The sequence below is a fragment of the Paramagnetospirillum magnetotacticum MS-1 genome (assembly GCF_000829825.1).
Taxonomy (GTDB): domain Bacteria; phylum Pseudomonadota; class Alphaproteobacteria; order Rhodospirillales; family Magnetospirillaceae; genus Phaeospirillum; species Phaeospirillum magnetotacticum.
The window spans coordinates 159,626-183,525 of record NZ_JXSL01000009.1 but is presented as its reverse complement, the minus strand read 5'-3'; the positions used below and the strand labels follow the sequence as shown (position 1 = coordinate 183,525).

Below are 23,900 nucleotides of genomic sequence, written 5' to 3'. Positions count from 1 at the left end.
GTTCGACTCCCGCCTTCAACCAGTCGGGCCAGGCGGTGGCCGGTCTGACCGGCGGCGGTTTCGTGGTCCTTCGGCAGATATATCAGACCGAATCCGGGGTGGCCGACACCAACCAGTGGGGGGTCTACGGCCAAATCTACAATGCCAGCGGGGTGGCCCAGGGCGGCCAGTTCCTGGTCAACAACACCACTACCGGCTACCAGTCCTATCCCTCGGTGGTGGCCACCTCGGATGGCGGCTTCTTCACCGCCTGGCAGAACGATCCCGCTGGCTCGACCTCGTTCCACGTCATGGCCCAGCGTTACGACGCCAGCGGCAACAAGGTGGGGCCGACCGAGATCCAGGTGTCGTCCAATACCGGCGATGCTGGCAATAACGGTTTCATCCAAAGCCTGGCCGAACTGACCAATGGCGACGTGGCGGTGGTCTGGGAAGCTGGTACCGGCAGCAGCCATACCATCTGGGCGCAGTTGGTCAGCCCTTCGGGCACCCCGCGCGGCCAGTTCGAAGTGGACGTGCCCAGTGCCAACGACAAGACCGGCATGACTGTGGCCGCCCTGACCGGCGGCGGTTTCGTGGCGATGTGGCAAAGCGCCAACCAGGATGCCACCGGCAGCGGCGATGCCAACGGAGAGTCCGGAATCTACGCGCGCCTTTACAACAGCAGCGGCGCGGCGCAGGGCAGCGAGTTCCTTGTCAACACCTCGACCACCGGCTTCCAGGGCTGGCCGGCGGTCACCCGCCTGTCGGACGGCGGCTTCCTGGCGGTGTGGGAAAGCGATTATTCCGGCGCCACCTCGCTGGGCAACAAGGCCATTTTTGGCCAGCGCTTCGATGGCGGCGGCAACAAGTTGGGGACCGAGTTCCAGGTGCCCAACAGCAGTTGGACCGGCGACGGGCATCCGCAACTGGCCACCCTGGCCGACGGCTCCGTGGTGGTCACCTGGACCGGCGCCGACAGCAATGCGGCTGGCGTGTTCAGCCAGCGTTACACCTTCTCGGCTGGCGGCCCGGGCGCGGTCACGTTGAGCGGCTCGGCTGGCAATGACACCATCGACGTCGCCAGCGGCTTTGCCACCATCGACGCCGGGGACGGCAACGACATCATCAAGATGAGCGTGGCCGATCTGGCCGCCGCGACCACGGTGATCGGCGGTACCGGCACGGACCAGTTGATCCTGTCGGCTGGCAGTTCCGTCTCCTCGGCCGCTCTGGCCAAGCTGGGCGGTATCGAGGGGGTGGTGATCAGCGACACGGGCAATGAGTTCCTCTCGCTGGGTTCGGGTACGGGCATCAATTCGCTCGACGTCAGTGCGTCCACCGGCACGGTGTCGCTGAACGCCTCGGCCATGACCAGCGGCCTGACCTTGGCGGCGGGAACCGGCACCACCAGCATTCTGGGCGGCACCGGCGCCGACAAGGTCAATCTGCAGATGGCCGAAAGCGCGGCGACCTTCACGGGCGCCAATGGCAGCCTGCATGTGAGCGGCAGCAGCCAGCTTTACGAGTCGGGTGTCGAGCAACTGGGCTTCACCGGCGGCAATACCGTGACGGTGGTCAGCAATCCCGCCCCGAGTGTCTCGGCGATTCAGTTCTCGGGGACGAACTATATGGTGGTGCCCGCGATTGTCGGCGGTGCCAATACCGGCGATCAGGTGTCAGTGTCTTTCAAGATGAACTGGCCGTACACGGCTGCCGATAGGGCCATGCCGATCAGCTTCGGCCAGTATAACCTGATGATCTGGGACGACAAATTAGGCTTCTGTACCCTTCAGGGCGGGGATTCCTATGGCATCAGCGGAATCAATGCCCTGGCCGGACAGTGGCACACCATCACGGCTGTGTTTACGCAAGGGAACGTTTCCGCCAACAAGCTGTATATCGACGGCGTCGATATGGCGATTTCCCAGTTGTACGCGGGATACCCGCCGAATAACGCTCACGCCAACATTACCACGACCCTCGCCATCGGCAGCGGCAATGGTAGCTATAATTTCCTCGGGCAGATTACCGATATCCAAATACATAACCGGGCGTTGACGTCCTCCGAGGCCGGACAGATCAACCAGGGCCAGGTTGTCGCCAGCGGTCTCGTGTCCGAGTACGACTTCGCCGGGGCCACGCCGCTCGCTGACAAGTCCGGCAATAGCCACACGGCGACCATGTCCGATGCCGGGTCGCCGACGATCACGACCACCAGCAGCGGTTCGGCGACTCTCTCGCTCATCGGCGGCTCTGGGGCCGACGTGATCAATGTGGCGGGCGGTATCGACAGCGTCGATGGCGGGGCGGGCAACGATACCTTGTCAGCCAGTGGCAGCAGCACCGCCGTGACCCTGAACGGCGGGACGGGCAACGATACCCTGACCGGCGGTTCGGGTAACGATACGTTCCTTTTGTCCGATTTCAGCAATGCCGATTCCATCAATGGCGGTGCTGGCAATGATACGCTGAGACTGAACTTCACCACTGGCGGCGTGGTGGTGGATTCCGCCTTCGCCAATGTGCACAACGTCGAGACGCTGATGCTGGCGGCCTCGGGCTCGCCTCTGTCGGTGACCTTCGGGACCGCCTCCTCGGGGGCGGGCTTCACCGTGGTGGACGCCCATCTGTCCACGGCCGCCGTCACGCTCAGCGCCCTGGGCGATTCCACCATCCAGACCCTGATCGGCGGTCAAGGCTCGGACACCCTTAGCGCCGGAGCGGGCGGAGACGTGCTGACCGGCAATCTGGGCTCAGACGTCTTCAAATTCGAAGCGGGGACGGTATCCACCTCGGCCTCACCGGCGGTGATCACCGACTTCACCACCGGCGTGGACAAGGTCGATCTCAGCGCGGGCGGTTCGCTGACCTATGTGCAGGTCATGCCCTGGCAGGGCACGCCGACGGCCACCGCCGCCCTTCTTTCCGGTCTGGGCGGCGGCAACATGGTCGGCTTCATGACCGACGGCACAGACGGCTGGCTGGCGGTCAAGGGCGGCAATCTGGACGGCACCCTGATCAAGCTGGCGGGCGTCACCACCCATCCGGCCCAGGCCGATATCACCGGTGTCACCGGCCTTTATGGCGGCGGCAATCCCACCGTGAACGCCGAGCATTACGCAATTGCCTTCGACGGCCACAACAACCTGGCCTCGCTGGCCAATATCAGCACCCAGACCGACAACGTCACCATGGAGGCGTGGGTCAAATGGGATGGCAGCAACCACGGCAATCTCCAGTTCATCGCCTATACAGGTGATGGTTCGTTCAGAGGTTATGGCCTTTATGCCGATACCTCCGGTTATCTTGGGTTCATGAGCGGTGGGGCGGTCGTTTCGGGGGTGTCGAGCGCGCATCTGAGTGCCGGTCAGTGGCAGCATGTGGCGTTGGTGCGCACCAACGGCGTGTTCAGTATCAATCTGGATGGCGCGTCCTACTCGGTTCCCGATTCCACGGTCGGCGTATACCCCATCAATTCGTCCCTCGACCGCACCTACGTGGGCAATGCTGGCAACCCCGGCACCGAGGGCTTCCACGGCGAGATCGCTGATTTCCGCCTGTGGAACACGGCGCGGACCACTGCGGAAATCTCCGCCAACATGGACAAGGTCGTCACCAGCACTGATTCCGACTGGAGTTCCCTGGCGGCCTATTGGCGCATGGATGCCGGAAGCGGCGTCACCATCGCCGATTCCTCGGGCCACAATTATAGCGGCACCTTCAACGACGGCGCGCACTGGATCGATGACGGGGCCTATGCCCTGTCCAATACGGTGAGTGGCCATGTGCTGTTGGATTCTCCCCTGCCGGTCAGCTTGAGCATCGCTGGTGGAACCCTGGCCCCCGCCAATGGCAGCGTGTCGATCAATTCGACCTCCGGGACCTGGCAGTACACCCGCAGCAATTACAGCGCGGCCAGTGACCACTTCGTCGTCGTGGCCGATAACGGCTTCGGCGGCGTCACCCAGCAGACCATCACCCTGTCCTTCAACGACCAGCCGGTTCTGTCGGGGACAACTGTCACCGTGGCGGGGATCAGCGAAGACCCGGTGAGCAATCCCGGCACGCTGGTCTCGGCCCTGGTGGCGGGACAGGTTACCGATACCGTCATGGCCTCCACCCACGGCATCGCCGTCATCAATGCCTACAGCCCGGACGGCGCCTGGCAGTACAGCCTGGATGGCGGTGGAAGCTGGTCCGCCATGGGCAATGCCCTGGCCCCGGCTTCGGCGCTGGTTCTGGATGCCTCGGCCAAGGTGCGCTTCGTGCCCAACGCCAATTTCAGCGGCAATACGTCGTTCCAGTTCAAGGCCTGGGACGGCACCGATGGCGCGGTCAGCGGTGGCTTGCAGAACACCTACGCCAATTCAGGGACTCTCAGCGCCTATTCCAGCGGTCAGGCCACGGCCAATCTTTCCATCGCCCCGGTGAACGATCCGCCAGTGGCGACGCAGTCGGGCAACACCGCGTCCTATACCGAGGGAGGAACGGCGACCGCGCCGTTCTCGACGCTCTCGCTGACCGATGTGGACAATGCCTCCTTGAGCGGCGCCACCATCGCCATCAGCGGCGCGGTGGCTGGCGACACCTTGTCCTTCGCTGGCCAGAACGGCATCACCGGAAGCTTTGCCAATGGCACCATGGTGCTGTCGGGCTCGGCGACCCTGGCCAATTACCAGGATGCCCTGCGCTCGGTGACCTATTCCAACGCGCTCGATACGCTGGCCAGCGGCTCGCGCAATATCAGCCTGACCGTCAACGACGGTACCGCGTCGAGTTCAGCTGTCAATTCCACCCTGACCGTGTCGGCGGCCAATGACGCGCCAGTGTTTACGAGCTACCAGATCAACGCCAGTACCGCCACCATCGACAATTCGGTTACCTCCGGCACTCAGTACCGTCCGGTGGCGGCGATGCTGGCCGATGGTGGCTATGTGGTCGCTTGGGCGGGGTCGTTGCCCGCCGACCCCGTTTACGGTTGCATCGTTATGCGCCGCTTTAATGCCGATGGTACTCCACGCGACGCCGCCGACATTATGGTCAACACCACCACGGACGGCGATCAGGGGCTTCCTTCGGTCGCCGCCCTGGCCGATGGCGGTTATGTCGTCACCTGGAACAGTGCCGAGGGCTCGGACGTCGGCGTGCGCGCCCGCGTGTTCAACGCCGACGGCAGCGCCCGTACCGCCAACGACTTCTTCGCCGACACCAACCATACCGGCGAACAGGCCTACGCCCAGTCGGCGGGCCTGGCTGGCGGCGGTTTCGCTGTGGTCTATTCCACGGGGGCGGTCGGCAGCCGCAATATCGGCCTGCGCTTGTTCAACGCCGACGGCAGCGAAATGCTGTCGGAGCGGCTGGTCAACACCGACAACACCGACGAGCAGATGTATCCCTCGGTGGTCGGGCTGAAGAACGGCAATGTGGCGGTATTCTGGCGCAGCGTCAACGAAACGGGCGGATCGGGTACGGACGTCGTCGGCACCATCCTGTCGCCGACCGGTACGGTGGTGGCCGCCAATTTCATCGTCAACTCGACGGTCGCTGGCAACCAGAACTATCCGGCCGTGGCTGTGCTCTCGGACGGGTCCTTCGTTGTCGCCTACGAGACCAGCACAAACACCTCCGATATCCTGGTGCGTCACTTCGCTGCCGACGGCACGGCGTTGGGTGCCGAGACGTCGCCGCTGCAGACCACGACCCTCGTGCAGTACCGCCCGCACATCGCCGCCACCAATGACGGCGGCTATGTGCTTTCCTGGTATTCCGATACCGGCACCCGCCAGTACATCGCCCGCGCCTTCAACGCCGACGGTTCGCCACGCACCGACGAATACGTGCTGGGCACCACGCTGAGCGACGAGACCCAGGGCAACGCTATCATCGGTCCGCTGAGCAACGGTGATTTTGCCGTGGTGTGGGGCAGCCAGCCAGCCAGCGACTCCAATATCGCCGATCGCCATTTCCAATTCTCGCCAGCCCCGGTGACCCTGGCCGCCATCGTCGAGGATGTGAGCAGCGCCTCCAATACCGGCAATCTGGTTTCGGTGCTGACCGCCTCGGTCAGCGATCCCGACGGTACCGGCCTGCCCAAGGGCATCGCCGTCACCAATGTCCCGGCCGCAAGCGGCACATGGCAGTACAGCACCGACGGTGGAACGACCTGGAATGCCTTCGGGACCGTGTCGTCCACCCAGTCCTTGCTGTTGGCCGATACGGACAAGGTGCGCTTTGTCCCCAACGCCGATTACAACGGCACCCCCAGCTTCACATGGCGGGCCTGGGATCAGACCAGCGGCACCCATGGGGCCAAGGTCGATACCAGCACCAATGGCGGCGCCACCGCCTTCAGCTCCGCCACGGCCACCGCCAATCTGACGGTGACGGCGGTCGATGACGCGCCGGTGGCGACGCAGTCGGTGTCTACGGGCACCTTTACCGAGGGAGGAACGGCGACCGCGCCGTTCTCGACGCTTTCACTGACGGATGTGGACAACGCCTCCTTGAGCGGCGCCACCATCGCCATCAGCGGCGCGATCACCGGCGACACCTTGTCCTTCGCCAGCCAGTACGGCATCACCGGAAGCTACAACTCCGGCACTGGCATGCTGACGCTCAGCGGTACCGCCACCCTGGCCAATTACCAGGACGCAATCCGCTCGGTGACCTATTCCAACACCAGCGATACGCTGGCCAATGGCAGCCGCACTTTGAACCTGACGGTGACCGACGGCACCGCGTCGAGCAGCGCCGTCACGTCAACCATCACGGTGACCAGCGCCAACGACGCACCGGTTCTTCCGCCCGTCGCCTTGTCCTTCGACGGTGTGAACGATATCGCGACGACGGCCGGAAACATGACGCTGACCGGCGGTCACGCCGTCGAGGCGATGATCAAGACCACCGCCGTCGGTACCAGCTTCGCCGGTATCGTCAGCAGCAATTCCGCTTATGCGGGCGGGTTCTTCCAGATGGTGATGAACTCCGGCAAGCTGGTGGTGCAGGTCAGCGACAACAATGGCCAGGGTTTCTATGCCACCAGCACCGTCGATATCAACGACGGTAACTGGCACAAGGTGGGCTTCAGCTACGATCAGTCAACCAAATCGGCAACCGTTTATGTGGATGGCGTCGCCTGCGGCACCGGCGAGAACGCCGCCGGGATGACGGCTCTGACCATCAACGCTCCGGTGATGTTGGGCGTGAACCGGAGCGCCTCGGGTTTTGTGCCGATCGAGATCGGTGAGGTGCGGGTTTGGGGCGCCACCCAATCGGGAGCCCAGATGGGGGCGGCGTGGACGGCCCTTAGCGGCAGCGAAACCAATCTGGCGGCTGACTGGACCTTCCCGACCGCCGATATCACCGCCAACAAGGTGGCTGGCGGTCAGGCCATGACGCTTGGCGCCGGAAGCGCCGCTCCCAGCGTGGTCAACGGCTCGATCGCCCTGACCGGCATCACCGAGGACATCAGCTCCGCCGCCAATACCGGCAGTCTGGTTTCCACACTTACGGGCGGGGTGACCGATCCCGACGGCACCGGCCTGCCCAAAGGCATCGCCGTCACCGACGCCACCGATCCGCATGGAACCTGGCAGTACAGCACCGATAGCGGCAGCACATGGACGGCCATGGGGGGCCTGTCGGCCACCCAGTCGCTGCTGCTCAGCGGTACCGACAAGGTGCGGTTCGTTCCCAATGCCGATTATTCTGGCGCGGCCACCTTCACCTGGCGGGCCTGGGACCAGACCAGCGGCTCCCACGGGGCCAAGGTCGATACCAGCGTCAACGGCGGCACCTCGGCGTTCAGCGCCAATACCGGGGTGGCCAACCTGACGATCACCCCGGTGAACGATGCGCCGGTGGCGACGCAGTCGGGCAACACCGCGTCCTTTACCGAGGGAGGAACGGCGACCGCGCCGTTCTCGACGCTCTCGCTGACGGATGTGGACAACGCCTCCCTGAGCGGCGCCACCATCGCCATCAGCGGCGCGATCACCGGCGACACCTTGTCCTTCGCCAGCCAGTACGGCATCACCGGCAGTTTTGCCAATGGCAGCCTGGTCCTGTCGGGTTCCGCGACCCTGGCCGATTACCAGAACGCCATCCGCTCGGTGACCTATTCCAACGCGCTCGATACGCTGGCCAGCGGCTCGCGCAATCTGAACCTGACGGTGAGCGATGGCACCGCGTCGAGCAGCGCCATCACGTCAACGATCACGGTGAACAGCGCCAATGACGCGCCGCAACTGGGGCCGCAGACCAATACGGTGGGAACGCCTGTCCAGCTCAGCACCAATGCCAGCAATCCGTGGGGCTATTTCGACCATCTCACCCACCTCACCAACGGCAAGATGGTGGCCTCCTGGGGCAGTGGCTTTGCCGGGTTCCGCATGCTCGATACCGACGGTACGCCGCTTGGCTCGTCGTCGACCTATCTGGGGACGTTGGGCCTCAATCCCGGCGCCAATTCCTGGGTCCGCATGACGGTGGCCCCGCTGGCCAATGGCAAGTTCGTGCTGGTGGGCGATAACGAATTGTCGGTGGACGCGTTCATCTTCGATGCCAGCGGCACCTACCAGACCACCCCCGGCCGCATCTCGGTGGCGGCCAGCGATGGTCAGTCGCACCACTACCCGGCGGTGACGTCGCTTTCGGGCGGCGGCTTCGCGGTGTCGTGGCGGGAATCCACCGATGCCAGCCACAGCCAGATCTCGGTCAAGGTCTACAACGATGCCGGTCAGGTGGTGGTGGCCACCACCAAGGCCAACACCTATGCCACTCAGATCGGCTACGACTTCGTCAATACGATCACCGACCTGGGTAATGGAAAGATCGCCGTCTTCTGGTCCACCAACAGCGCGGTGGGAGGAAACGGCCAGGATATCGACGGCCAGATCTTCTCCATTTCCGGCAATTCGCTCTCGCCGGTGGGTGGTGAATTCCTGGTCAACAGCAATATTGCAGGCAACCAGGCCGAGCCCCAGGTCACCACCCTGGCCGATGGCAGTTTCGTGGTCGCCTATGACGACGGTGCTCCCCATTTCCGCCATTTCACCTTGAATGGCTCGGCTGTGACCGGCGGGACCGAATACAGTCCGACGACCAACATCACTCCGACACCGTCCAATGTGGGGAGTCCCACCGTTCTGGGCCTTTCCGACGGCTCTTATGTGATCGCCTGGCGTGCTTATGTGGGTGGCACGGACGCCACCAGGGTGATCTTGCAACACTACAGTTCCGCCGACGCCTTGATCGGCGATACCACCATCATCACGCCCAAATCCAACCTAGCGTGGAACCAGCAGGTGGGGTTGACCGAACTCGGCGATGGCCGGATCGGCATAGTCTTCCCCGGCGACCTCGACAGCAGCGGGCATGAGGACGTGGATTTCGTCACCGTCACCCTGGGCGGCCCCACCACCTCCACCTGGACCATGGTCGAGGATGCGGCGCCCAGCGTCCATCTGGTCTCGGAACTGCTGGGCAAGGTCACCGATCCCGACGGTACCGGCCTGCCCAAGGGCATCGCGGTGACCGCAGCCGCCAATTCCAACGGCAATTGGGAATACAGCATCGACGGTGGCAGCAACTGGGCCTCGTTTGGTTCGGTGACGGGCTCGCAGTCGCTGCTTTTGGCCTCCACCGACAAGGTGCGCTTCGTCGCCAATGCCAATGCCAATGGCAGCGGCGCCACCTTCACCTGGCGGGCCTGGGACCAGACGGACGGTTCGGCTCATGGCACCAAGGTGGATACCAACACCAATGGCGGCAGCACCGCCTTCAGCCTCGATACCGGAACCGCCAATCTGACGATAACCGCGGTCGAGGACGCGCCGGTTTGGCAGGGGCTGATGATCGGCACCTCCACCGTGACCTCGTTCTCGGTGACCAATAGCGGCTCGGTCAGCGGCGCGCTGGGCGCCACCGATGCAGATATCGGGCAAACCGTGACCTATTCTTTGGTGGGTGCCACCAAGACGGCCCATGGCACGGTTACCGTGACAGGGGCCGCCCTGACTTATCAGGCCGATTCCGGCTATGTGGGCAGCGATACCTTCACCATCAACGCCGATGACGGCCATGGCAATGTGGTGGCCCAGGCCTTCACGGCCAATATGGGCTATGACTGGCACTCCTTGACCTTGGCGCCCCCCAATCTGATCGTGGGGCAGACGGGGACCTTTACCCTGAACGAGGCCTATCTGCGTCCCTATGACGCTATCCAGGTGGGTGATTCCAATCTGGTCTATACCGTGGGAACCCTGGCGCACCAGGGAACCCTTTACAAGGGCAGCACGGCGCTGGCCTCCGGGGCGACCTTTACCCAGGCTGACGTCAACGCCGACATCATCACGTATGTGGCGGCCGGAACGGTCGGCGCCGATGCCATCGACCTTGTCGTGAACGACGGGATGGGGGGCACGCTGACCGGAATGGGATCGCTTTCCTTGACGGTGGTCGCCTCCAACACCGCGCCCACCCTGACGGTGGGAAGCACCTTCGTGGACAGCCAGGGTTCGTCCATCAACATCATGAGCGGGGCGAACGGCCTCAATGCCACGGATTCCGAAGGCGCCGCCGCCGCTCAGCTCAGCTATGTGGTCACCGACCTTCCCGATTACGGCGCCCTGGTGGTCAATGGCCGAGTCCTGGCGGTGGGCGATGCCTTCAGCGGCGCCGACCTGTCCGGCGGCACCATGGGGCTGCGCTATTTCAATGACGGGTCGTCGCACACCTCCGATTCGTTCCAGGTGCGCCTAAGCGATGGTCAATATCTGACGTCGCCCCAGACCGTCTCCATTACCGTGCAGTCGGTCAATCAGGCGCCGGTGGCCGGGGCGGGGATGGGCTATGCCCTGTATCCGACGGGAACTTCCGCCACCACTGTCACCGTCAATGACGGCGGCAAGCTGGCCTTCGCCGATGCGGTAACCCTGGAAGCCTGGGTCAAGCCGCTGACATCGGCAACCGTTGGCCAGCTTCATGCCGTGGTCGCCCGCGGCACGACCAATGGCAGCGTCGAATACGGCCTGTTCATCAAGGAAGTGTCTGCCGGAACCTATACCCTGACCGCCGTGGTCAACGGGACCGAGGTGACACTGGGCGGCACACCGGCCACCTTCACCGGGACCTGGCACCATGTGGCGGCCAGCATCAGCAGCGCCGGTACCGTCACCTTGTATCTGGACGGCAGTGTCTATGGCACCGCCTCCATCCCGGCGGTTCCGCTGGCGGTGACCGATACCGGTTCGCTGGGCCTGGGCAATCCCATCGGCAGTACCGGCAGTGCCCTGAACGGTCTGCTGGACGATGTGCGGGTGTGGCACGGCGTGCGCACCCAGGCGGAAATCTCCGCCAATATGAACGCCACCCTGCATGGCTATGAGAGCGGCCTGTCCGGCTATTGGCGCTTCGACGGATTGCAGGCCAGTCCGATTGACTCCAGCGTCAATGGTCTGATGAGCACGGGCGGCGCCAGTGTGGCCTATGCCAACGCGGATCGCGCGGCGCCGAGCTTTACCGTCTCGGGGGACGGGACACTCAGTGGCACCCTGACCGGCAGCGACCCGGAAGGCCAGGCGCTGACCTACACCATCGCCAGCAGCGGCACGTTCAGCGGCCAGCCCAGCCACGGCGCCCTGACCCTGGGGACCAACGGCGCCTTCACCTACACGCCCGATTACGGCTTCTACGGCACCGATACCGTCAAGTATGTGGTGAGCGACGGCACCCTGACCTCGCTTCCAGGGGTGGCGAAGTTCGTGGTGCAAAACCCCGGCAACCACGCCCCCGTTCTGGGCGGATTGTCGGCCGACAACACCGCCGCCTATTTCAACGGCAGCACCGCCTATTCCGCCGGGCAGGCCCTGGCGACCACCGCCACCTCGCCCTTCACCCTGGAGGCCTGGATCAATACCAGGGACACCACGACCGGGACCCGCATCATCGTGGGTCAGGGCAATGCCGTGGGCGGCGGGGTCGGAACCTTTGCCCTGGCCCTGGTGAACGGCAAGCTGACCTTCCTGTCGTCGGATACCTGGGATGGTAACGCAATTGCCTGGACCTTGCAGGATACCGTGACCCTGAACGACGGCGCCTGGCACCATGTGGCCGTGGTGCGTTCGGGCGGCCATTACAGCCTGTATGCCGACGATGTGCTAGTCGATACCGTTATGGTGAATACGCCCACCGCCACGCCCGCCGCCACCGACCTGATGGTCGGGGCCATGCACAATGGCGGGGCGAATACCGTGGATTCCGCGACGGCCTTCAACGGGCTGATCGATGATGTGCGGGTCTGGAGCGTGGCGCGCACCGGCACCCAGATCGTCACCGGCCAGGGCCAGCAGCCCACCGGGGCGGAGACCGGACTGGTCGGCGCCTGGACCTTCAACGATACGACGGGCACCGCGCCGCTGGCCTCCCTCAACGCCACCGGTCCGTCCCTGGTCCCCATCGGCACCTCCATGCCGTCCATCCTGGACGGCCAGGCCATGCATTTCGATGGTACGGCATCGGCGGCCGTTACCATCGACAACACGATCGGCCAAGGCAGCGGACCGCTGACCTTCGAAGCCTGGATCAAGACCAGTTCCGCCACCAACCAGACCATCGTCTATATCGGCCAGGACGGCGCCAATACCGGGATGTCCCTCTATGTCGCCGCCAATGGCAAGCTGGGGGTCGGGCAGTCTCAGAACGGGGCCATCACCCTCAGCACCGCCAGTGTCGCCGATGGGCAGTGGCACCATGTGGCCGCGAGTGTAACCAGCGGCGGGGCCGTCGCCTATTATGTTGATGGACAGGCGGCGGGCACCGCCACCATCAACTCTTATGCGCTCAACGGCCCGGTCTATTTGGGCAATTCGGCGGCCCCTGGCACCGCCGCCCAGAACTTCGTCGGCGAGATCGCCGATGTGCGGGTGTGGAGCAGCGCGCGCAGTGCCGCGAGTGTCCAGGCCGATATGGCGCCCGCGTCCTACGGGACCCAGGCGGGTCTCCTGGGCGCCTGGACCATGAGCGGCGGCGAGGTGACCAATCTGGTCGGCCCGGCCGCCACGGCCACCGGCAACGTCACCGCCGTCGAAGGTCCCTATGGCTCCGCTCCGGTGGGCAGCGATCATATCAGCACCTATGCCGGGCATGAGGTTTCCGGCTTGGTCTCGGCGGTGGATCAGGATGGCGGCACCCTCGTCCTGTCCCAGACCGGCACCGCGCCCGCCCATGGCACGTTGAACTTTGGCGCCAACGGCGCCTTTACCTATACGCCGACCACCGGCTATGTGGGCTCCGACACCTTCACCCTGTCGCTGACCGACGGCACGGCGACCACCACCAAGTCCTATACCGTTGACGTGGCCAATCCGGTCGTGGTGGTGGGCGCCACCGAGCGCAGCGCCGTGCTGGTCACCAACGGCACGTCGAAGGCGGCGACCATCGGTCTGCCGGGCGCGGAATTCGCCACCAAGCAACTGAGTGTCGAGTTCGACGTCAACCTGACCACCGGCACCCTGGCCCAGACCCTGTTCAGCCTGGGCGTCGGCACCATGTCCATGTTGAAGGCCATGGTGAGCGCCACAGGACAAGTGGGCCTTTACGTGGACCAGGACGCCTCGGGCGCCAGTTTCTCCCAGTTCGCGGGGGTGTCCACCATAACCGCCTCGTCCTGGCATCATGTGGCGGTCAGCTATGACGGCAGCACGGCCAAGGTCTATCTGGACGGCTCGCTGTCGGCCTCGGTGACGGACACCACTGGCACGAACAGCATCATGTCCTCGCTGAACTCCCTGACCGTCGGCGCCGAGTTGAACAATACCAGCTTCACCAAGGGCATGTTCGATAACGTCAAGGTCTGGAACACCACGCTGAGCGCGGCCCAGATCGAGGCCGGAAGCGTTGACGGCATTGGGTCCGGGACCGGTACCGGGCTGATCGGCAACTGGACCTTCGACGGCAACAACGGAACCAACAACGACACCGATTACGACACCTGGATGAATATTGGCAGTGGCGCCCATGTGGCCACGCCGCCCATGTCGGCCGCCCATTTCAATGCGACCCAAAGGGTGAATCTTGGCAACGATTCCGCCCTTGCCGTCGCCGCCAGCCACGCCTTCACCTATGCGGCCTGGGTGAAGACCACCAGCACCTCGGATCTTACCCTGTTCAATGTCGGTGACAGCGGTAACACCATCGCCCTCTATATGCTGGGCGGTGGCGCGGTGCGGATGGATACCTCCACGCAGACGGGCGCCTCGGCGTCGTCCGGCCCGGTGGTGAATGACGGGCTTTGGCATCATGTGGCGGTAAGCTTCGACGGCGCAGGCACGGCCACTTATTACATCGACGGGACCTCGGCCGGGACCTCCACCGGCTACACCAACGTCCATACCAACGGAAACACCTCGTATCTCGGGGCGACCTCGGTCAATTCCGGCGACCTGGCCGAAGCCGCCATCTGGTCGAAGGCGCTGGGTGCATCCGACATCCAGGAGATGATGAACCAGGGACTGAGCGGCCACGAGGATGGGCTGGCCGGTTACTGGAAGCTGGACGAGGGTCAGGGAATTGTCGCCCACGATCTGACCGGCCATCATGATGGCAGCTATGCCATGACCGGTTCCGGCGTGGCCACCCTTGACGGATCGAATGGTCAGATCTCGGTGACCGGCATCGATGTGTCGAACCAGTCGTTCACGGTCGAGTTCTGGGCCAAGCGCAGTACGGATACCAGTGACGATTTCGTCTTCACGCAGACGGACAATCCCGCCAGCGTCGGCACGGATCACGGCCTGTTCTTCGCCTTCCTGCAAAATGGCGGGAGCAGCACCGGAAACCAGGTCCGATTCGGCTTCTGGGGCGGGGATGATCTCACGTACACCGATGCCAGCGGCTACAATCATACGGGCCAGTGGGTCCATTGGGCGGCCACCTACGACGCCACCACCAATGTCCAGACCCTGTACATGAACGGCCATGCGGTGGCTTCGCGCACCACGACCGGCGACTATGCCGCCACCGGCACTTTCGACATCGGGACGATCTTCGGCGCCGCCAACGATGCCGCCAATTTCGGCGGCAGCCTGGACGACTTCAAGATCTGGAGCGGAGCCCGCGACGCCACCCAGATCAGCGCCGATTACAACGGCATCACCACCTCCACCACCGGGCTGCTGGCCAGCTACAACTTCAACGGCGGCACGGCGGCGGATAGCAGTGGAAACGGCCATACCGGCACGCTGTCGGGCAGCGGTGTGACCATGTCCACGCAGACCTCCTCGTGGACCGCCACCGACCATGCCGATATCACGGCCAGTGTCCAGCAGACCCAGGCCTTCGCCTTCAACGGCACGTCCAAGTATCTGTCGGCGGGCGATGTTCTCGATCCGGGGGCGGGTGACTTCACCCTGGAAGCCTGGGTCAATGCCAGCGATCTCAGCGGCGACCATATGGTCCTGGCCAAGGAAGGGGCGAGTTCGACCGGTTCGGGTCTGGCGCTTTATCTCCATAACGGTGCGCTGACCCTGCGTCTCAACGGCGTGGACGTCATACAGGGCGGTACCGTCTCGCTGAACACCTGGAGCCATGTGGCGGTGACCCGTGGTGGTGATCACTACACCCTGTATGTGGACGGCGTGGCGATCAATAGCATCTCGGCCCTGGATGCTGGCGTGAACAATGCCTACGGCCTGACCATCGGCGCGCGCAGCAATCTGGCCGGAACCGGCATGGATTCCGCCACCGCCTTCGCCGGTCAGATCGCCGATGTGCGGGTCTGGGATGTCGAGCGCAGTGCCCAGGACGTCTATGACAGCATGCCCGGCAACAGCACCGACCATCACGGATTGTTGGCCTCCTGGCTGGGGACCAGCCTTGCCGATGCGACGGGCCACGGCTACACCCTGACCCTGCCCAGCGGCGTCACCAATGTGGTGCAAACCGCCACCGCCGGTCTGCAGGTCTATAACGACGGCATCAATGTGCCCTATGACGGCCAATATCACGGCGTGCTGGTGGCCCATGACCAGACCGGGGCCACGCTCAGCTATGGCGTGGGGACGGCACCGGCCAACGGAACCGTGGTGATCAGCGCGGATGGCAGCTTCGTCTACACTCCGAACACCGGCTTTGAGGGGCTGGACAGCTTCACCCTGACCGCCTCCGCCAACGGCGTGTCGTCCAGCAAGACCATCGCGGTGCGCATCGACGATCCCACCGAGATCCTGGGCGCCACCCAGCATATGGGCCAGTTGATCCTCGACGGCAGTTCCCATGCCGTGGTGACCAATGAGGGCTCGTTGTCCGGCCTGGGCGGCAATGACTTCACCATGGAAGCCTGGATCGATCCCACCGCCGCCGCCATCGCGGCCAACGAAGCGGTGATCCTGTCCAAGCAGTTCGGTCAGGGCGCGAACACCGCCCAGTTGCGGCTGGTGCTGAACAACGGCCATCTGGCCTTCATGATCACCGACAATACGGCCGATACCGGTCTGTGGACTGGCAACGCCTATGCCCTGAAGAATCCGGGCTTGTTGACGGCGGACCAGTGGGCCCATGTGGGGGTCACCCGGTCAGGTGACGTCTTCACCCTGTATGTGGATGGCGAGGCCGTTTCTTCGGTTACCCATCACTTTACAAGCTATCCCTCAAACAATGCCGATCTGTGGATCGGGCAGTCGCAGGTCTCGGGCTCCGCGACCAACGGCTTTACCGGCGCCATCAGCGATGTGCGGCTGTGGAGCTATGGCCGCAATGCCTCGGACATGGCGTCAAGCTATGATCAGGTGCTGGACGGCTCGGAAAACGGTCTGATCGCCTATTGGAACGGAATCGGCGGTACCAGTGATCTGACGGGCAACGGCCATGACATGGCTTTGCCGTCCAAGGGCGCGGTCATGGGCAATGTCCCCGAGACGGCCGTGCATTTCGATGGCAGTTCCTATGTATCGCTGGGAACCGGCATCACCCAGGGCACAAATCCCTTCACCGTCGAGGCGTGGATCAGGACCTCCATGCCTCCCGCCAGTACCTGGCCAGCCTTCTTCAGCCTGGGCGATGGTAGCGCAAGTGGGACCGGGCTGTTCTTCGGTCTCAGCCCCGATGGCAAGCTGACCGGCGGTATCGGCTATGTCCAAGGTTTTGACGGTGCGGCCTCTACCGTGGTCGCCGATGGACAGTGGCACCATGTGGCGCTCAGCATCGATAGCAGCAATCATGGCCAATTCTATGTAGATGGCGTTGCTGATGGCTCGACCTTCTCCGCCGCCTCCTACAATCTGCACAGCGGAGCCGTGATCGGTGCCGCCTATTACGATTCTCTCATCAACAAGTGGACTGGCGACATTGCCGAGGTAAAGCTCTGGCAGGGCGCGCTCAACGCCTCCCAGATCGCCCAGACCATGAATTCCGGGCAGACAGGCAGCGAAAGTGGGCTGACCGGATACTGGCGCCTGGACGACATCTCGGCCGGTTCCGTGGTGCAGGACGCCACGTCCGGCCACCATAACGGCACCCTGCACGGCGCCGATACGGTGACCGGCACGCTGACCTCGGTATCGACTGGTTTGGCGGCGGGCGAGCCGCAGACCGGCCTGCATTTCAGCGGATCGTCCTACGTCACCAGCGCCCATGCTATCGCGCTGACCAGCCATTCGGTCAGCGCCTGGGTCAAGGTTCCGTCGGGGGTGAACGATTGGACCGGCCTATTCTCAAACCAGAACGGTGGCGACAACAACGCGCCGTGGATCCAGATGGTGGTGACCAACGGCAAGCTGCATGTTCAGGCGGTGGCGACCGCCTGGGGTAATGGCGCCGCCACCGTCAAGGATTACGAGGGCAATACCACCATCGCCGACGGAAGCTGGCACAACGTGGCCTATACCCTGGACACGGCCAGCAATTCCCTGAAGCTTTACGTGGATGGCGTCTTACAAACGGTCACTGCCAATTCCGATGGGTCGCTCGCCAATTTCAGCATCAACACGCATATGGTGATCGGTAACAACCGCGAAAGCGGCAATGCCCTCAACAATGGCGACATCGCCGGGGTGCAGTTGTGGGGAACCGCTCTTACCGGCAGCCAGGTGAGCGCGGTGATGACCAGCCAGCCGAGCGGAGTCGAGCCCGACCTGCTGGCCCTGTGGCGGCTCGACGAAACCGGCACGTTCTCCACCGTCGTCAATTCGGCGGTGCTCGAGACCAACGACGCGCCCATCTATGACGGTGTGATCGATGCCGGTTTCGGCTCGCCCTATCACGGCACGTTAGGCGCCAGCGCGCCCGACAGCGCGGGCGGCGCGGTCACCTGGACCACGTCGGGCCTGACGTCCTCCACTTTGACGGCGCACGGTACTTTGCTGCTGAGTTCGGACGGCACCTTCACCTATACGCCCAATTCCGGCTGGCACGGCATCGACAGCTTCAACGTGGTCGCTACCGCGACCGACGGCAACACCACCACCAAGATGCTGTCCATCCGCACCGAAAGCCCGGTGGAAGTGGTTGGTTCCGGGGCAGCCGCCGGTGCCTTGCAGTTCGACGGCACCGGTTATGCCACCTCCACCAACCCCGTGATCCTGACCAACAAGTCGTTCACTTGGGAGTTCTGGGCCAACAAGACGGCGGGAATGACCAATGGCCAGACCATTCTGAGCCAGGGGACCAGCGGGGTCGGGGCAGGGGCGCTGTTCGTCGGCTTCGATGCGGGCGGCACCTTGCGCTTCTCGTTGGACGGCAGCAGCGGCGGCGTGGCGGTCAACGATCCCAGCGGGCCGAACCCGGGAACCTGGACCCATTGGGCGGGAACCTATGATGCGACCTCCAACACCCTGACGCTGTACCGTGATGGTCTGGCGGTCGGCACCGCCACGGCGCCCTACGACTACGCGGGAACCGGTACGTTTTATGTAGGCGGTACGCCGACGACAAGCACCTCGCCGACGGCGGGCGGTCGCTTCTCGGGTCAGTTGGATCAGGTCCGTCTATTTGATGACGCCCGCACGCCAGCCGAGATCTTTAGCGACCTGCACCGGACGGATTCCGTCTCCACCGATCATCTGATCGCCCAGTGGAGCATGGACCGGATTTATTCGGCCAATTCGTCCAGCGTGGTTCTGGACGATTCGGGCTTTGGCCACGACCTGACCCTGGCGACTGATACCTCACTGGTGGATGTCAGCGGCCACGGACACACCCTGACCCCGGTCTTGGGGGCGACCCTGACCGTGGCGGGAAGCCGGAACGCCGTTCATCTGAGCGGCACGAGCGGCGGAGGCCTCACGGTCGACAACCAATCCACTCTGGTCACCGGGACCGGGGCATTCACCTATGCGGCCTGGATTCGCACGACCAGTAGCGCGCGCGGCGAGATTTTCGACAACGGCGCCCTTTCCATTAGCCAGAGCGCGCTTTTCTTCGTCGAGAACGGCCAACTTCACATGGACGGTGAAAGCCGCGCTGGAGCGGTGCAGGCCACCGGCACGGTGAACGACGGCAACTGGCACTATGTGGCCGCCACTTATGACGGTGCTGGCCATATCGCCTTGTATGTGGACGGCACGGCCAATGGGACGGGCACCTTGGCCGACAATCTCAACATCACAAGCGGCATCGCTGAGATCGGCAATATCAACTATCAGTGGACCCAGCTTCCCTTCCTCGGCGACATCTCGGACATGGCGGTGTGGAAGACCGCGCTAAGTCAGTCCGAAATCCAGGCGGCGGCCAGCGGGGGTGCGGCCACGGTCAGTACGGCCAATCTGGCCGCTGAGTGGACCTTCGGCACCGGCACTCTTCCGGTGGGTGTCAACACCACCGGCAAGGTGGCCGATTTCAACGGCTCGACCAGCGCCATCCATGTGGGTACCACCACCAAGATGGACTATTCCGGCAACTTTACCCTGGAAGCCTGGATCCGTCCGGATACGGCCTCGGCCCATCAAACCATCATGTCGGCGACATCGTTGGTCGGCGCCAATCCCGCCAATCTATTCAATCTGGAAGTCGCCAATGGCCGTTTGACGTTCTCCATGCAGGGCGATAACGGATCCGGCGGACTTTCGGCGGGGCTCACCCTTACGGGGGCTGCGGTCAGCCTCGGCCAGTGGAGTCATGTGGCGGTCGCGGTGAACAACGGCGTGGCGACCCTTTACGTCAACGGCCAGAGCGTGGGCTCGTCCTCGGCCTTTGTCGGCACCCGTCTGTCTTCCATCAGTTCCTTTGATATCGGCCATGACGTCAATGTGGCGAACAGCGGTTTCGATGGCCTGATGTCCGATGTCCGGGTGTGGAACGATATGCGGACCTCGGGCGAGATCAGCTCGTATATGGGATCGAGGATAAGCGCCCAGGAAGACGGTCTGGTGGGCAATTGGCGCCTTGATAACCTCTCGGGGACCAGCGCCCCCGACACCACCAGCAATGGGAATGGCACCGCCACCGCGGTCGCCGCGGCCGGGGCCAAGGCCTCCCTGTACAACGACGCGGCCATTACCCGCGAGGATACGGAACTGCGGTCCGGGCTGTTCGATCCGGATTACGCCAGCACCACCGCCAGCGTCAATGTCAGGATCGTCCAGGGGCCGCAGCACGGCACCGTGCTCCTGACCAATGGAACCACCGTTCTTGGGGCCGGGGCGTCGACCACTTCCGGAACGGGGCAGACCCCCGGCTCCGCCGGTTACGTCTACACGCCCGATGCCAATTTCTTCGGCTCGGACTATTTCGTGGTCGGCGTCACCGATCCCGGCGGCAATCTGACCTATGGCACGATCGGCATCGGAGTGCGTTCGGTGCACGACGAACCGACCCTATCCGGCCTCTCCGATTTCAGTGTGGCCGAGAACGGCAGTCAGACGTTGAATGTCCAGGTGAGCGACGATATCGGCGCGCTGGGCGGCGATAGGTTCTCGGCGACCATCACCGCGTCCCATGGTGGCGTGACGCTGCACACTTTGGGTGGGGTCACCATCACGTCGGGAAGCAATGGCGGTCACAGCCTAGTGTTCACCGGCACCCTTGATCGCATCAACGCCGCCCTGAACGGAGCCGTCTACCAGTCGGATTCCATGTGGACTGGTGGCGACAGCGTTAATTTCCAGGTGACCGACATTTCCAATGGTTCCCTGACCGGTTCGGGCAGCATGGCGGTCAGCCTTTCGGGCGCCAACAATCTGGCGCCGGTGATCATGCCCGTACGCGGCTTTGCCGCCCTGGGCGGCGTCAGTGCCCACATTTCGACGTCGGGGGTTGTGACCAATTCGATTGCCAATGTCACCATGGAGGCGTGGATCCGCGAAACGTCCGCGTCCAGTGGCAATCAGGCGATCATGGCCAATGGCGATACCGGAACAAGTGGTTACGGCCTGTTCATCGAGGGCGGCACCAACAAGCTTATGATCGTGGTCGGCGGGCAGGCGTCCCATGCCTTTAATACCACCCTCACTCTTGGTGCCTGGCATCATGTGGCGGCAGTGATGCAGGGGAGCAGCACCTGGAATCTTTATGTGGACGGAACTCTGGCCGAGACGTGGAACAGTGCGCCGACTGCCACGGCTCCGGCCGGTAGCTTCTATATCGGCAGTGATGTCAGCACGACCAACGCCCTGCATGGGTTCATCTCCGATGTGCGGGTGTGGAACACGGCGCGCAGCGATTCTCAGATCTCTGGTTCCATGGGAACCTATCTCACCGGTGGCGAGAGCGGTCTGGCCGGATGGTGGAATTTCGAGAATGGCACGACCACTGCTCCCAATCTGGCCGCGCAAGTGATTACGGGCGGGGCGGCCCTGAGTAATGCGGTCATTGCGGTCGGTGCAAATCCGCAGGCCATCGCTGGCGCCGCCGCGACCTCGGGTACTGTGGCATCAGCCCTGGATCCTGAAGGGTCAAGCCTGACCTACCACCTGAGCGGTACCAAAACTGTGTCCGGCAATACCGAGACTCTGGTTACCTCCAGCGGAACCATCGCACTCGACACCACCACGGGCGTCTACGGCTATACCGCCACTGCGGGACAGGCGGCCCTGGATATCATCACCTACACGGTGACCGACACCACTGGACACGTCTCCACACGGACGATCCGGGCTGCTGAATACGACCACTCGCGGTCGTGGGGTGGCGGCATGGGCGCATGGGAGACCGCCGCCAATTGGACCGGATCGCTGGCCCCCGATTCCTTGGCGCTGGCGACGATTACCAACGGGACCGTCAGCCATGCCAGCGGCAGCGACACCATGGGTGGCCTGAAGCTGACCGGCTCCAGTTTGTCGTTGAGCGGTGGGACAGTCGCCTTGACCGTTACCGGTGGCGCCGATAATAATTCTGCAATAAATATAAACGGTGGCACCCTTGCCTTGAGCAATAGTTCCATGCTGTATAAGGATTTTGGCGCTCTAAACTTTACTTCCGGAGCCATGACTGGCGGCGGCACCTTCATTGCCTTTGGTACGACAAATTTGGCGGTCGCGAGCTCGACCGACCAATTGGATGCCAAGCTTATGCTGACCAAGGGCGGCAGCCTGTCCGGCGGCACCATGACAGGGGCGGGGACCCTGAATCTTGCTGGTGGCAACCTGTTCGTGACCGGTGCTGGCAACGATATCGGCGTCGCCTTCCAGAATGCGGCGGCGACCATGTTGTTGCTCGAAGGGACCAATGCAGGTGCCAATACCACCCTGACTCTTGAACATGCTTTTGACAATCTGGGGGTTGTCGACATGTTTGGGTTCAGTGGTGCTTCGGGGGCGCTTTCGCTGAACGTCCTTGGCGCGCTGACCAATGACGGCTCTATCGTCGCCGAGACAAGCGCTGGTTCGGCCTATCAGGTTTCTGCGACCAATTTTGATAATTACGGCGTGGTCCAGATAGCGCGCAACCTGGGATTGACGGTGGGAACCTTCGACAACCACGCTACGCTGACCCTGGCCGGTACCCAAATGCTGACTGTCAGCGACAATGTTGCCGCGACCCACGCTCATTTCTACAATCACGGCAAGATCGAAGGCGCTGGCACCCTGAACGTCACCGATGCCGATTTCGTCAATCACGGCTATCTCACCCCCGGCGATTCGTCGTCTGCGGGGACCCTGGCGGTCACCGGAAGTCTGACCTTGGCCAGTGATTCCCATCTGGTGCTGGATTACTGGAGCGGGACCGGCTTTGATCGCTTGAACGTCAGCGACAGCCTGACGCTTGATGGGACTCTGGATATCTACAGCCACGGCGCCCCGACCAATGGAGCCTCCGCCACCTTGCTGTCCTGGGGGGGCACCAGCGGCCTGTCGGGCTCCTTCGAGGTCATTCACGGTATCGACAGCAATACGGGCTATATCTGGGATCCCACGCTGAGCGGCACCAGTCTGTCGGTGACCGCCCATGCGGTGACCAGCACCATCTACAGCAACAGCGAATATAACGGCACTTCCGGTGCCGACTACGTGGTTGGCTATGGCGCCAACGAGGTGGTGCATCTGGGCGGCGGCGCGGACGTCTATGCCGGTCACGGCAATTACAACACCGTCGGCGTCTCGGACTTGAACTTCCACTTCCTGGACGGCGGTGCGGGCGGCGGCAATACCCTGCAGTGGGAGAACCAGACCAACCAGACCTTCGATCTGTCGGCGCTGTGGAACAACGCGGTGCAGAACTTCGATGTCCTGGACCTCGGCCATGCCAGCAACAACAATGCCGTTCTGGACCTTGCCCATCTCCATTCCATTGTCAACGGCACCAATGCCGTCACCGGCACGAGCAATGCCCTGGTGGTGATCGGCGGCAACAGCGTCACCCTGGCGGGAAGCGGTTGGCGGGCCGACGCCACGGCCGAACTGACCGTCAACGGCCAGCACGACAGCTATACGCAGTATTCCAACGGCGACACCCACGTCTACGTACAGAACCACACGCATGTGGGTTGA

1 protein-coding gene (cut by a window edge) is annotated in these 23,900 nt (G+C 63.4%); it reads left to right on the top strand.

All coding sequences use genetic code 11. The features are described 5' to 3' along the window. Positions 1 to 23,900, top strand: partial view of a LamG-like jellyroll fold domain-containing protein gene (locus CCC_RS21980; protein WP_041039270.1) — the 3' portion only. Its footprint begins 12,901 nt before the window's first position; 23,900 of the gene's 36,801 nt are visible here — the last part of the coding sequence; its start codon lies beyond the left edge, outside the window; it ends in the stop codon at positions 23,898 to 23,900.